Origin of the sequence: Streptomyces sp. NPDC087310, from assembly GCF_044744405.1 — a bacterium.
Taxonomy (GTDB): domain Bacteria; phylum Actinomycetota; class Actinomycetes; order Streptomycetales; family Streptomycetaceae; genus Streptomyces.
In genome coordinates, this window is record NZ_JBIUYF010000013.1 from 140,467 (window position 1) to 153,318 (window position 12,852).

The 12,852-nt window shown below is 71.5% G+C and carries 11 protein-coding genes; 8 read left to right on the forward strand and 3 right to left on the reverse strand.

All coding sequences use genetic code 11. From position 1 onward, the window contains the following. Positions 1–132: 132 nt before the first annotated feature. From ACIO3P_RS37240 to ACIO3P_RS37250, 3 genes are all read left to right on the forward strand, one after another. Positions 133–1,116, forward strand: coding sequence for an ABC transporter ATP-binding protein (locus tag ACIO3P_RS37240; protein WP_329826166.1), 984 nt, complete (start codon positions 133–135; stop codon positions 1,114–1,116). Then, positions 1,113–1,922, forward strand: coding sequence for an ABC transporter permease (locus ACIO3P_RS37245; protein WP_401850289.1), 810 nt, complete (start codon positions 1,113–1,115; stop codon positions 1,920–1,922). The genes ACIO3P_RS37240 and ACIO3P_RS37245 overlap by 4 nt, the downstream gene beginning before the upstream one ends. 131 nt (positions 1,923–2,053) lie before the next feature. Continuing rightward, on the forward strand, positions 2,054–3,022 hold the full coding sequence (locus tag ACIO3P_RS37250; RefSeq protein WP_401850290.1) for a heme A synthase: 969 nt from the start codon (positions 2,054–2,056) through the stop codon (positions 3,020–3,022). Between the two features lie 49 nt (positions 3,023–3,071). On the opposite strand, the gene ACIO3P_RS37255 is transcribed toward ACIO3P_RS37250, so the two are convergent. The 3 genes from ACIO3P_RS37255 to ACIO3P_RS37265 all read right to left on the reverse strand — a co-directional run bounded on the left by ACIO3P_RS37255 (position 3,072) and on the right by ACIO3P_RS37265 (position 5,878). Next, a complete protein-coding gene (locus ACIO3P_RS37255) occupies positions 3,072–4,256 on the reverse strand; it encodes an amidohydrolase (RefSeq protein WP_401850291.1) in 1,185 nt (394 codons plus the stop codon). A 179-nt stretch (positions 4,257–4,435) separates the two neighbouring features. Further along, the gene (locus tag ACIO3P_RS37260; RefSeq protein ID WP_401787860.1) at positions 4,436–4,837 is read right to left on the reverse strand and encodes a hypothetical protein; all 402 of its coding nucleotides are present in this window, start codon (positions 4,835–4,837) and stop codon (positions 4,436–4,438) included. 87 nt (positions 4,838–4,924) lie between these two features. Then, on the reverse strand, positions 4,925–5,878 hold the full coding sequence (locus ACIO3P_RS37265; RefSeq protein WP_401787862.1) for a heme o synthase: 954 nt from the start codon (positions 5,876–5,878) through the stop codon (positions 4,925–4,927). 324 nt (positions 5,879–6,202) lie between these two features. Between ACIO3P_RS37265 and tkt the strand changes: the two genes are divergently transcribed. From tkt to pgl, 5 genes are all read left to right on the forward strand, one after another. Then, positions 6,203–8,293 (forward strand): transketolase, encoded by a 2,091-nt coding sequence (gene tkt, locus ACIO3P_RS37270; RefSeq protein ID WP_401850292.1) that lies wholly within the window; start codon positions 6,203–6,205, stop codon positions 8,291–8,293. Positions 8,294–8,327: 34 nt separating this feature from the next. Then, the gene (gene tal, locus ACIO3P_RS37275; protein ID WP_329826159.1) at positions 8,328–9,446 is read left to right on the forward strand and encodes a transaldolase; all 1,119 of its coding nucleotides are present in this window, start codon (positions 8,328–8,330) and stop codon (positions 9,444–9,446) included. A gap of 4 nt (positions 9,447–9,450) precedes the next feature. Next, positions 9,451–10,983 (forward strand): glucose-6-phosphate dehydrogenase, encoded by a 1,533-nt coding sequence (gene zwf, locus ACIO3P_RS37280; RefSeq protein ID WP_329826158.1) that lies wholly within the window; start codon positions 9,451–9,453, stop codon positions 10,981–10,983. Then, on the forward strand, positions 10,980–12,017 hold the full coding sequence (opcA, locus tag ACIO3P_RS37285) for a glucose-6-phosphate dehydrogenase assembly protein OpcA (RefSeq protein ID WP_401787866.1): 1,038 nt from the start codon (positions 10,980–10,982) through the stop codon (positions 12,015–12,017). Before zwf ends, opcA begins: the two co-directional genes overlap by 4 nt. Beyond that, on the forward strand, positions 12,014–12,852 hold an 839-nt coding region (gene pgl / locus ACIO3P_RS37290; protein ID WP_401978278.1), incomplete at its 3' end, for a 6-phosphogluconolactonase. The genes opcA and pgl, both read left to right, overlap by 4 nt.

Below are 12,852 nucleotides of genomic sequence, written 5' to 3' on the forward strand. Positions count from 1 at the left end.
GGGGGGCGTGCGGTGCGCTTCGTCACTAAGGGTTACCTAAGCAGAGCCTTTTCCGGCCCTCTTGGCGCCCCTTTCGTCCACCTCGCGCCCCCGCCGGACCCCGGCGCCCCCGCCCTGCCTAGACTTCCCGGCATGCGCAGCGTCTTCCCGGGTGGCCCCCTGCCCGACAGCGGCACGACCGCGGACCCGCCCCCCGGAACGCCCCTCGTCGAGGTCCGTGGCCTGGTCAAACGGTACGGCAGCACCACGGCGGTGGACGGCCTCGACCTGGTGGTCCGCGCCGGTACGGTCACGGCGGTCCTCGGACCCAACGGCGCCGGCAAGACCACCACCATCGAGACGTGCGAGGGGTACCGCAGGCCCGACGCGGGTTCGGTACGGGTCCTCGGCCTGGACCCCGTCGCGGACGCCGCCAGGCTGCGCCCGCGCATCGGCGTGATGCTCCAGTCGGGTGGCGTGTACTCCGGCGCGCGCGCCGGGGAGATGCTCCGCCACATGGCCCGGCTGCACGCCCGCCCGCTGGACGTGGACGCCCTGATCGAACGGCTCGGCCTCGGCGGCTGCGGCCGTACGACGTACCGGCGTCTCTCCGGCGGCCAGCAGCAGCGGCTCGCGCTGGCCCTGGCCGTCGTCGGCCGGCCCGAGCTGGTCTTCCTGGACGAGCCGACCGCCGGACTCGACCCGCAGGCCCGCCGCTCCACCTGGGAGCTGATCCGCGAGCTGCGCGCCGACGGTGTCGGCACGGTGCTGACCACGCACTTCATGGACGAGGCCGAGGAGCTCGCCGACGATGTCGTGATCATCGACGCGGGCCGGGTCATCGCCCAGGGCAGCCCCGAGGAGCTGTGCCGCGGCGGCGCGGAGAACACCCTGCGCTTCACCGGACGTCCCGGGCTCGACCTCGGCTCGCTGCTGAAGGCCCTGCCCGACGGGAGCGCCGCCGCCGAGCTGGCGCCGGGCGCGTACCGCATCAGCGGCTCGGTGGACCCGCAGCTCCTCGCCACGGTGGCCTCCTGGTGCGCGCAGCACGGCGTCATGGCGGACGGGATCTCCGTCGAGCGGCACACCCTGGAGGACGTCTTCCTCGAACTGACCGGCAAGGAGCTGCGTCCATGAGCACGAGCACCGGCGGCGCCGTCGGCGGTACGGACGCCGGCAGCGGCGGTACGTACACCCCGGCGCCCGGCGCGGCCCCGCTGGCGCGCATGATCGCGGCCCAGACGGCGTTCGAGACCAAGCTGCTGCTGCGCAACGGCGAGCAGCTCCTGCTGACCGTGATCATCCCGTCGCTGCTGCTGGTCCTCTTCTCCACGGTCGACGTGGTCGACACGGGCGAGGGGAAGGCGGTCGACTTCCTTGCGCCGGGCGTGCTGGCGCTGGCGGTGATGTCCACGGCGTTCACCGGGCAGGCCATCGCCACCGGCTTCGAGCGGCGGTACGGGGTGCTCAAGCGGCTCGCGGTGTCGCCGCTGCCCCGCTGGGCCCTGATGACGGCCAAGACGCTCTCCGTACTGGTCACGGAGGCCCTTCAGGTCGTCCTGCTGACGGTGATCGCGTTCGGGCTGGGCTGGTCGCCGCGGGGCAACCCGCTCGCCGTCCTGCTGCTGCTCGTGCTCGGCACCGCCGCGTTCTCCGGGCTCGGGCTGCTGATGGCGGGCACGCTCAAGGCGGAGGCGACGCTGGCCGCCGCGAACCTGGTCTTCCTGCTGCTGCTGGTCGGCGGCGGGGTGATCGTGCCGCTGGACCGGTTCCCCGACGCGGCGCGCGCGGTGCTGGAGCTGCTGCCGATCTCGGCGCTCTCCGGCGGGCTGCGCGACGTCCTCCAGCACGGCGCCGGGATGGACTGGGGCGGCGTCGGGGTGCTGGCCGTCTGGGCCGTGCTCGGCCTCGGCGCGGCGGGCCGCCTCTTCCGCTGGGAGTAGGCGCCGGGAGGAGGTGTCCGGGCCCGGGCGTTCACCGGCCGGGCCCTGCCGTCGTCCGGCCCACCCCACCCCACCAGCGCGTATGCGGCATACGTACCCCTCGTGAAATCCTGCACAAGCTCCGCCTTAGCATGGTGGCCGTGTTGAACCCCCTCGCGTACATCGCCCAGCGCTGGACACCCTCCCCCCGTATGCTCCGCCGCGCCGCGTTCTCCGCCGTCGCGATGAGCGTGCTGATCATCGTGACCGGCGGAGCGGTCCGGCTGACCGGTTCCGGGCTCGGCTGCGACACCTGGCCGAAGTGCACGGACGGCAGCCTCATCGCCACACCCGAGCAGGGTCTGCACGGGGCGATCGAGTTCGGCAACCGGATGCTGACGTACGTGCTGAGCGCGGCGGTCGGCTGGGCGATCATCGCGGCGCGCTCCGTCAAGCCCCGGCGGCCCGGTCTGACCAGGCTCGCCTGGTCGCAGTTCTGGCTCGTCATGGCCAACGGGATCGTCGGCGGCGTCACGGTGCTCACCGAGCTGAACCCGTGGACGGTGGCGGGGCACTTCCTGGCCGCCAGTGGCCTGCTCACGGTCACCACGCTCACCTGGCTGCGCACCCACGAGGGCGACGGCACGCCCCGCCCGCGCGTCCCGCGCCCGGTGCGCAAGCTGTCCTGGGCCCTGGTCCTCTCGTCGGTGGTCCTGATCGTGGCGGGCACGACGGTGACGGGCTCGGGGCGGCACGCGGGCGACAGCAGCGATGTGCCGCGGATGCCGTTCGACTACGTCACCGTCGCGCATGTGCACGCGGCGTTCGCCTGGCTCGTCTGCGCGCTGGCGGTGGCGATGTGGCTGGTGCTGCGGGTGGTCGACGCCCCCGCCGACACCCGGGCGCGCGCCCGCGATCTGCTGCTGATCCTGCTCGCGCAGGGCGCCATCGGTTATGTGCAGTACTTCACCGACTCCCCGGAGGTCCTGGTCGGCCTCCACATGTTCGGCTCGGCCGTGGTGTGGATCGCCGTGCTGCGGGTCGCGATGAGCATGCGGGAGCGGCCCAGTACCACGGCGGAGATCCCCGCGCAGACGGACCCGGCGCCCGCGACCGTCTGACGCCGACCGGCCTCGGACGCGCGAGCTTCCGACGCCCGCGAGTCCGGGGTCAGTCGTCCGTGAGGCCGTGGACGCGGCGGGCGTTGCCCGCCGCGATCAGCCCCGCCACCCGCCGGGCGTCGCCCACCGACCACGCCCCGTCGCGCACCCAGCCGCCGAGGACCCGCTCCAGCGCCACCCGGAAGACCCGGGCGCCCACGAGATGCAGTTCGGGCAGCCCGCGCGCGCCGGTCGAGAAGAGCAGCTTCCCGAACGGCGCGCTGTCCAGCATCTCGGCGAGCACGCCCGCGGCCCCGGCCCCCGTACGGGTGAGGACGGAGCCGAGGTCGGCGTAGACCTGCGGGAACAGGCCCGTGAGGCAGGCGGCGTCGCGGTGGTACGGATACGTGTCCCGCAGGACGAGCGCGCCGCCGGTCCCCGCCGTGGCCGCCGCGAAGGGGTACGCGTCGGTACCGCCGCGGGCGCTCAGGTGCAGCGGCAGTCCGGTGCCGACGGCGGTCCAGTGGAGATGGCGCAGGAGTACGGGGTCGGTGAGCGGGCCCCCACCGGGATCCCCGCCAAGACCGGCGCCGGGACCCGCGCCTCGGCCAGGTCCGCGCCCGGAGAGCCAGCGGCCGGCGGCGCCGCGTACCTCGCCGGGGCCGGGCGGCTCGGGGTCGAGCGCGTGGCCGGGGCGGGTCGTGGCGGCGGCGCTGAGCGCGACGGCCGAGGCGGCGGCGGTGTGGACGGCCTCGGCGAGCCCGGCGAGGAAGGCGCCGACGCCGCCCGCGGTGGCGGCGACCCGGGCGGCGAGGGGTTCGAGCCGGACGATCTCCCGGCCGTGGGCCGCCCCTGTCGCGGCGGTCTCCGCGGCCCCGGTCAGCGCGCCGGGCGAACCCGGGCCGGCGGGCCCCCCGGTCCCGTGGATGTCGTGGGTGTCTTCGGCGCCTTCGGCGCCTTCGGTGTCGACCAGATAGGTGGAGATCCCCGTGGCCCGCAGCAGCCGCCGGGAGACTTCGAGCGTGCCGAGTTCCCGGCGGCGGGCCAGATAGCGGGCCGGTGTGCAGTGCGGTTCGAGACCGAGCAGCGGCGGGCACCAGCGCCGTATCGCCACCCCTGTCTGGGTGTCGAAGAAGGTGGTGCCGGGGGCGGGCAGGGCTCCCCCGCCGAGCTGGGTCTCGAAGGTGCCGAGACCCAGCTCTGTGGTGAGCACGCCGTGGCAGTACTGGTCCACGAGGGACGCTGTCTCGATCATCGGGGTTCCCGTCGTGGACCGTGGATCATGGACCGCATGGCCGACCGAACCGGTGACCGACGGTCTGACGACCTGGTCGTCACTCCTCCAGTCCTAACGGGTGAACACGGGTTCCGGTGGCGTCTCGGAGATCTCTCCGGGAGCGCTCGGGGAGCATTTCAGGGGCGCACACCGGGCGGTCAGGTCCGGTCGGGCCGCCCGCCGAGCTGGAGTCCGGCCATCCGGTCCCACTCGTACGGTCCGGTGCGCACCTTGGCCGCGAACTCGCCGTCGAAGGAGTCGTGGAGGGTGAGCCCCGCCCGCTGGGCCGCGGCGCTCGCGACCGCGTGGGTGGGGGCGACGAGATCGCCCCACGCGCCGTCCTCGCCGACGAGCACGATCCGGGTGCCGGCCTGCCCCAGGTACGCGAGCTGTCCCTCGGCTCCGCCGTGCTTTCCGGCGAAGGCGCCGATCTGCTTCGCGAGCCGGGCGGCCGTTCGCTCGGCGCGCGCCTCGCGCCGGGTCCGCGCCCCGTTCTCACCGCCCTGCTCCGCCTGCCCGGTCTCTGCCTGCTCGGTCTTCGCCTGCTCGGTCTCTGCCATGAACGGGATGCTACCGACGGGTAGATCAACGGGCGACGGGCGGGTACGTGGCCTTGACCACGTACCCGCCCGTAACCGGGGCCCTGTCTAGCGGAGGAAGGGGTCCACCGCGACGGCCACGAAGAGCAGTGACACATAGGTGATGGACCAGTGGAACAGCCGCATCTCCTTGAGCTTCGCGCCCGACTCCCCGGCCCTGGCGCGCGACTGGAGCCCGTGCGCCTCCCAGAGCCAGAAACCGCCGGCCAGCAGCGCGACCACCGTGTAGAACCACCCGGTGTACCCGAGCGGTGTCAGCAGCAGGGAGACACCGACCATCACCCAGCTGTAGAGGACGATCTGGCGGGCCACCACGCGGTTGCTCGCGACGACCGGCAGCATCGGGACGCCGACGCGCTCGTAGTCCGCCTTCACCCGCATCGACAGCGGCCAGTAGTGCGGCGGCGTCCAGAAGAACATGACGAGGAAGAGGATGACGGCGGCCCAGGACATCGAGTTCGTCACGGCCGACCAGCCGATCAGCACCGGCATGCAGCCCGCGATGCCGCCCCAGACGATGTTCTGGGAGGTACGGCGCTTGAGGATCATCGTGTAGACGACGACGTAGAGAAGGAGCGCGCCCAGCGAGAGCGCCGCGGACAGCCAGTTGACGAGAAAGCCGAACCAGAGGGTCGAGACGACCGTCAACGTGAGGCCGAAGACAAGTCCTTCACGCGGCGAGACCATTCCCGTGACAAGTGGACGCTGCGACGTACGGTCCATCAGTGCGTCGATGTCGCGGTCGATATACATGTTCAGCGCATTCGCGCCACCGGCGGAGAGATAGCCGCCAATACATGTAGTGAGCACCAGCAGCAGATTCGGTACGCCCTGCTGAGCCAGGAACATCACCGGAACGGTGGTGATCAGCAGCAGTTCGATGATCCGCGGCTTGGTCAGCATCACGAACGCCTTGACGCGGGCACCGAACGGCCGGTGGCCCCCCGAGCTCGGAGTCAAGGCGACCCCTGCGGGTCGGGACTCGACGGCCGTCACGCACACCCCTGACAGAGAAAGTCCAGCAAGCATCCGGGCGTGAAGGCCCCGTAAAGGCTTGCGCTTACCGCGCCACTCTAGACGTTGCCCATATCCCGTTTGTCGCCGGGGTAGGGGGCGTGCGGGGTCGTGTTGAACGCCGTGTTGAACGCGGTCCCGACCTGCCCCGTACACCCTGCCGACAGCCCGCCGAGAGGCGGAGTCCCTGTGCGCACCGCACCCTGGAAAGACGCTCGGAAAGATGTCGGATGCTGCGGGTAGGCTCGACAGCGACCCGGTGCGCCCTCAGACACCGGGATGAGAACATGTGGAGAGGAGCCCTGACTCAGGGTGAGCACCAAGCCGACCACCACAGACCTTGAATGGACCGAATTGGACCGTCGGGCTGTAGACACCGCCCGCGTCCTGGCCATGGATTCCGTACAGAAGGTCGGCAACGGCCATCCGGGTACGGCCATGAGCCTGGCCCCCGCCGCGTACGTGCTCTTCCAGAAGCTGATGCGGCACGACCCCTCCGACGCGCAGTGGACCGGCCGTGACCGGTTCGTCCTCTCGGTGGGCCACTCGTCCCTGACGCTCTACATCCAGCTCTACCTGGCCGGGTACGGCCTGGAGCTGAACGACCTGGAGTCCTTCCGTACCTGGGGTTCGAAGACCCCGGGCCACCCGGAGCACGGACACACGGTCGGCGTGGAGACCACGACGGGCCCCCTCGGACAGGGTGTCGCGAACGCGGTGGGCATGGCGATGGCCGCGCGGTACGAGCGTGGACTGTACGACCCGGAGGCCGCGGCGGGCACGTCGCCGTTCGACCACACCATCTTCGCGATCGCCGGCGACGGCTGCCTCCAGGAGGGCATCTCCGCGGAGGCGTCCTCGCTGGCCGGGCACCAGAAGCTGGGCAACCTGGTCCTGCTGTGGGACGACAACCACATCTCGATCGAGGGGGACACGGAGACCGCGGTCTCCGAGAACACGCTGAAGCGGTACGAGGCGTACGGCTGGCACGTCCAGCGCGTCGAGCAGACGGCCGACGGCGACCTCGACCCCCAGGCGCTGTACGAGGCGCTGAAGGCGGCCAAGGCCGAGACGGAGCGCCCGTCGTTCATCGCGGCCCGCTCGATCATCGCCTGGCCGGCGCCGAACGCGCAGAACACCGAGGCGGCGCACGGCTCGGCGCTCGGCGCCGAGGAGGTCGCGGCGACGAAGGAAGTGCTCGGCTTCGACCCCGAGAAGTCCTTCGCCGTCGAGGACGAGGTCATCGCGCACACGCGTGAGGCGCTCGACCGGGGCCGCGAGATCCGCGCGGCGTGGGAGAAGACGTTCGCCGCCTGGCGCACCGCCAACCCGGAGCGCGCCGCCACGTTCGACCGGGTGCGGGCGGGCGAGCTGCCCGAGGGCTGGCAGGACAAGCTGCCCGCGTTCGAGACCGGCAAGGCCGTCGCCACGCGCGCCGCGTCCGGCAAGGTCCTCCAGGCCCTGGGCGAGGTCATCCCCGAGCTGTGGGGCGGCTCCGCCGACCTCGCGGGCTCGAACAACACCACCATCGACAAGACGTCGTCGTTCCTCCCCGTGGGCAACCCGCTGCCGGAGGCGTCGCCTTACGGCCGCACGGTGCACTACGGCATCCGCGAGCACGCGATGGGCTCGACGATGAACGGCATCGCGCTGCACGGCAACACCCGTATCTACGGCGGCACCTTCCTGGTGTTCTCCGACTACATGCGGCCCGCCGTCCGGCTCGCCGCGCTGATGCAGGTCCCCGTCACGTACGTGTGGACGCACGACTCCATCGGCCTCGGCGAGGACGGCCCGACGCACCAGCCGGTCGAGCACCTGTCGGCGCTGCGCGCGATCCCCGGACTGAACATCGTCCGCCCGGCCGACGCCAACGAGACGGTCATCGCCTGGGCCGAGATCCTCAAGCGGCACGACAAGGGCGCCCCGCACGGTCTGGCGCTGACCCGCCAGGGCGTGCCGACGTACGAGGCCAACGAGGAGGCGGCGAAGGGCGGTTACGTCCTGTTCGACGCCGAGGGCCCGGACGGACAGGCCACCGCCCCGCAGGTCGTGCTCATCGGTACGGGCTCCGAGGTGCAGCTCGCCGTGGAGGCGCGTGAGCAGCTCCAGGCGGCCGGAGTTCCGGCCCGCGTGGTCTCGATGCCGTCGGTCGAGTGGTTCGAGGAGCAGGACCAGGCGTACAAGGACAGCGTTCTGCCGCCGTCCGTGAAGGCGCGTGTGGCGGTCGAGGCCGGTATCGGGCTCACCTGGTACCGGTTCGTGGGCGACGCGGGCCGGATCGTGTCGCTGGAGCACTTCGGGGCTTCGGCGGACGCCAAGGTCCTCTTCCGCGAGTTCGGTTTCACCGCCGACGCGGTGGTCACCGCCGCGCGGGAATCTCTTGAGGCCGCGGCGCGCTGACGCCCATATACGAACTGTAGGAGATGCAAACCTCATGACAGACGCACTCAAGCGCCTCTCCGACGAAGGCGTCGCGATCTGGCTCGACGACCTGTCGCGCAAGCGGATCACGTCCGGGAACCTGGCGGAGCTTCTCGACCAGTCCCACGTGGTGGGTGTCACGACGAACCCGTCGATCTTCCAGAAGGCGATCTCGGGCGGCGACGGGTACGAGGCCCAGCTCACCGACCTCGCGGCCCGGAAGGTCACCGTCGAGGAAGCCATCCGCATGATCACCACGGCGGACGTCCGGGACGCGGCCGACATCCTGCGCCCCGTCTTCGACGCGACGCAGGGCCAGGACGGCCGGGTCTCCATCGAGGTCGACCCTCGTCTGGCGCACAACACGACGGCGACCATCGCCGAGGCGAAGCAGCTCGCCTGGCTGGTGGACCGCCCGAACACCCTCATCAAGATCCCGGCGACGAAGGCGGGGCTGCCCGCGATCACCGAGACCATCGGCCGGGGCATCAGCGTGAACGTCACGCTGATCTTCTCGCTGGAGCGGTACCGCGAGGTCATGGACGCCTACGTCGCGGGTCTGGAGAAGGCGCAGGCCGCCGGCCTCGACCTCTCCAAGATCCACTCGGTGGCGTCCTTCTTCGTGTCCCGTGTGGACACCGAGATCGACAAGCGGCTCGACGCGCTGGGCACGCCGGAGGCCAAGGAGGCCCGCGGCAAGGCGGCCCTGGCCAACGCGCGTCTCGCGTACGAGGCGTACGAGGAGGTCTTCTCCTCGGACCGCTGGGCCGCCCTGGACCGCGCGCAGGCCAACAAGCAGCGTCCGCTGTGGGCCTCGACGGGCGTCAAGGACCCCGCGTACAAGGACACGCTGTACGTGGACGAGCTGGTCGCGCCCAACACGGTGAACACCATGCCGGAGGCCACCCTGGACGCCACGGCGGACCACGGGCGGATCACCGGTGACACGGTGCGCGGCACGTACGACACGGCGCGCGCCGAGCTGGAGGCCGTGGAGAAGCTGGGCATCTCGTACGACGAGGTCGTCCAGCTTCTGGAGGACGAGGGCGTCGAGAAGTTCGAGGCGTCCTGGAACGATCTGCTCAAGTCGACCGAGGCGGAGCTCAAGCGCCTCGCCCCTTCGGAGGGCTGAACCCTTGACCGCAACCCACGGAGCGAACCCGCTCCGTGACGCCGCGGACCGACGGCTCCCGCGTATCGCGGGGCCGTCGGGCCTGGTCATCTTTGGCGTCACGGGCGATTTGTCCCGCAAAAAGCTGATGCCTGCGGTCTACGACCTCGCCAACCGTGGTCTGCTGCCGCCGGGCTTCTCCCTCGTCGGCTTCGCCCGCCGTGAATGGCAGGACGAGGACTTCGCGCAGGAGGTGCACGACGCGGTCAAGGAGCACGCGCGTACGCCGTTCCGCGAGGAGGTCTGGCAGCAGCTCGTCCAGGGGATGCGCTTCGTCCAGGGCGACTTCGACGACGACGACGCGTTCGAGAACCTGAAGGCGACGATCGCGGAGCTGGACAAGGCGCAGGGCACGGGCGGGAACTTCGCGTTCTACCTGTCCGTACCGCCGAAGTTCTTCCCGCAGGTCGTCCAGCAGCTCAAGAAGCACGGGCTGGCCGACCAGACGGAGGGCTCCTGGCGCCGCGCCGTCATCGAGAAGCCGTTCGGGCACGACCTGGCCTCCGCCAAGGAGCTCAACAAGGTCGTCCACGAGGTCTTCCCGTCCAACGAGGTCTTCAGGATCGACCACTACCTGGGCAAGGAGACCGTCCAGAACATCCTGGCGCTGCGGTTCGCCAACACCCTCTTCGAGCCGATCTGGAACCGGTCGTACGTCGACCACGTCCAGATCACCATGGCCGAGGACATCGGCATCGGCGGCCGGGCCGGCTACTACGACGGCATCGGCGCCGCCCGTGACGTCATCCAGAACCACCTGCTCCAGTTGCTCGCGCTGACCGCGATGGAGGAGCCCGCCTCCTTCGACGCGGACGCGCTGGTCGCGGAGAAGACCAAGGTGCTGGGCGCGGTGAAGCTGCCCAAGGACCTGGGAGAGGGCACGGTGCGCGGGCAGTACGCCGCGGGCTGGCAGGGCGGCGAGCAGGCCGTCGGCTATCTCCAGGAGGACGGGATCGACGCCCGGTCGAAGACCGACACCTACGCCGCGGTGAAGCTGGAGATCGACAACCGCCGCTGGGCGGGCGTCCCCTTCTACCTCCGTACCGGCAAGCGGCTCGGCCGCCGGGTCACGGAGATCGCGGTCGTCTTCCAGCGCGCGCCGCACTCGCCCTTCGACCACACGGCCACGGAGGAGCTGGGGCAGAACGCCCTGGTCATCCGCGTCCAGCCGGACGAGGGCGTGACGATGAGGTTCGGCTCGAAGGTCCCCGGCACCTCGATGGAGGTCCGGGACGTCTCGATGGACTTCGCGTACGGCGAGTCCTTCACGGAGTCCAGCCCCGAGGCGTACGAACGGCTCATCCTCGATGTGCTGCTCGGCGACTCGAACCTCTTCCCCCGGTTGGAGGAGGTCGAGCTGTCCTGGAAGATCCTCGACCCGATCGAGCACTACTGGGACAAGCACGGCAAGCCCGCGCAGTACGAGTCCGGGACCTGGGGTCCGGTCGAGGCGGACGAAATGCTCGCACGAGACGGACGGAGCTGGCGTCGGCCATGAAGATCGACCTTACGGACACCACGTCCAGCAAGATCAACAAGGCGCTCGTGCAGGGGCGCCGCGCGATCGGCACACCCGCGGTCGGCATGGTCCTCACGCTGGTCATCGTCACCGACGAGGAGAACGCGTACGACGCGCTCAAGGCCGCCAACGAGGCGTCCCGCGAGCACCCGTCGCGCAAGCTCGTCGTCGTGAAGCGGATCTCGCGCTCGGCGCGCGACCGGGCGCACGCCCGGCTCGACGCCGAGGTCCGGGTCGGCACGGACGCGGGCACCGGCGAGACGGTCGTCCTGCGGCTGTACGGCGAGGTGACGGACCACGCCCAGTCGGTGGTCCTGCCGCTGCTGCTGCCCGACGCCCCCGTCGTGGTCTGGTGGCCGGTCAACGCGCCGGTCAACCCGGCCAAGGACGCGCTGGGCAAGCTGGCGCAGCGCCGGGTGACGGACACGTACGCCGCCGAGCACCCGGTGGAGGAGCTGACGGCCCGCGCCGACGCCTACACCCCGGGCGACACGGACCTGTCCTGGACGAGGATCACGCCGTGGCGCTCGATGGTCGCGGCGGCCCTGGACCAGGTGGACTGCTCGGTCACCTCGGTGGAGGTCGAGGGCGAGGAGCACAACCCGAGCGGTGAGCTGCTCGCGATGTGGCTCGCGAACCGGCTGCGGGTACCGGTACGGCGCTCCGTCTCGGCGGGCCCCGGGCTCACGGCCGTACGGATGGAGACGACCTGCGGGCCGATCAAGCTGGACCGGGCCGACGGCTCGCTGGCCACGCTCTCCATCGACGGGCAGCCGGACCGCGCGGTCGCCCTGAAGCGCCGGGACACCGCGGAGCTGATCACGGAGGAGCTGCGCCGGCTGGACCCGGACGACACCTACGCCTCGGCGCTGAAGTTCGGTGTGCACCGGCTGGGTGACCCGAAGTCGTCCCTGCCGCCCCTGCCGACGAGGGAGGCGGGTTCGTCGGAGCACGCGCCCGCGCACCCGGTCACTCCGGCGAGCATGCCGGTGAAGAAGGCGGCGTCGAAGTGAACACTCCGCAGCTCGTCGTCCACCGCGACAAGGAGCTGATGGCGCAGGCCGCGGCGGCCCGGCTGATCACGAAGATCGTGGACGCCCAGGCCGCGCGCGGCTCCGCGTCGGTGGTACTCACGGGCGGGCGCAACGGCAACGGCCTGCTGGCCGCGCTGTCCGCGGCGCCCGCCAGGGACGCGATCGACTGGTCGCGGCTCGACCTGTGGTGGGGCGACGAACGCTTCCTGCCGGAGGGCGACCCGGAGCGCAACATCACCCAGGCGCGGGCGGCGCTGCTCGACTCGGTGCCGCTGGACCCGAAGCGGGTGCACGCGATGGCCGCCTCGGACGGCCCGTACGGCAGCGATGTGGAGGCGGCGGCAGCCGCGTACGCCACGGAGCTGGCCGCGGCGGCCAGGCCCGAGGACCACGGCCCGGTGCCGACCTTCGACGTGCTGATGCTGGGTGTCGGTCCCGACACCCATGTCGCTTCGCTCTTCCCCGAGCTGCCGGGCGTCCGGGAGACCGAGCGCACGGTGGTCGCGGTGCACGGCGCGCCCAAGCCGCCGCCGCTGCGGATCTCCCTCACCCTGCCCGCGATCCGCGCGGCGCACGAGGTGTGGCTGCTGGCGGCGGGCGAGGACAAGGCGAAGGCGGCGGAGATCGCGCTGTCCGGCGCGGGCGAGATCCAGGCCCCGGCGGCGGGCGCGTACGGCCGCAGCCGCACCCTGTGGCTGCTGGACGCGGCGGCGGCCTCGGCCCTCCCCCGCGGCCGTCGTCGCCGTCAGGGTGACCAGGCCGGCCCGGCGCTGGAACAGGGACTGCCGGACCGTCCAGCCGATCACCCCGGTCC

Excerpts from the sequence above, each read along its gene's own strand:
- ACIO3P_RS37255 (WP_401850291.1), bottom strand. The coding sequence starts at position 4,256 with ATGATCGAGACAGCGTCCCTCGTGGACCAGTACTGCCACGGCGTGCTC.
- ACIO3P_RS37245 (WP_401850289.1), top strand. The coding sequence starts at position 1,113 with ATGAGCACGAGCACCGGCGGCGCCGTCGGCGGTACGGACGCCGGCAGC.
- opcA (WP_401787866.1), top strand. The coding sequence starts at position 10,980 with ATGAAGATCGACCTTACGGACACCACGTCCAGCAAGATCAACAAGGCG.
- ACIO3P_RS37240 (WP_329826166.1), top strand. The coding sequence starts at position 133 with ATGCGCAGCGTCTTCCCGGGTGGCCCCCTGCCCGACAGCGGCACGACC.
- ACIO3P_RS37250 (WP_401850290.1), top strand. The coding sequence starts at position 2,054 with ATGGTGGCCGTGTTGAACCCCCTCGCGTACATCGCCCAGCGCTGGACA.
- ACIO3P_RS37260 (WP_401787860.1), bottom strand. The coding sequence starts at position 4,837 with ATGGCAGAGACCGAGCAGGCGAAGACCGAGCAGGCAGAGACCGGGCAG.
- tal (WP_329826159.1), top strand. The coding sequence starts at position 8,328 with ATGACAGACGCACTCAAGCGCCTCTCCGACGAAGGCGTCGCGATCTGG.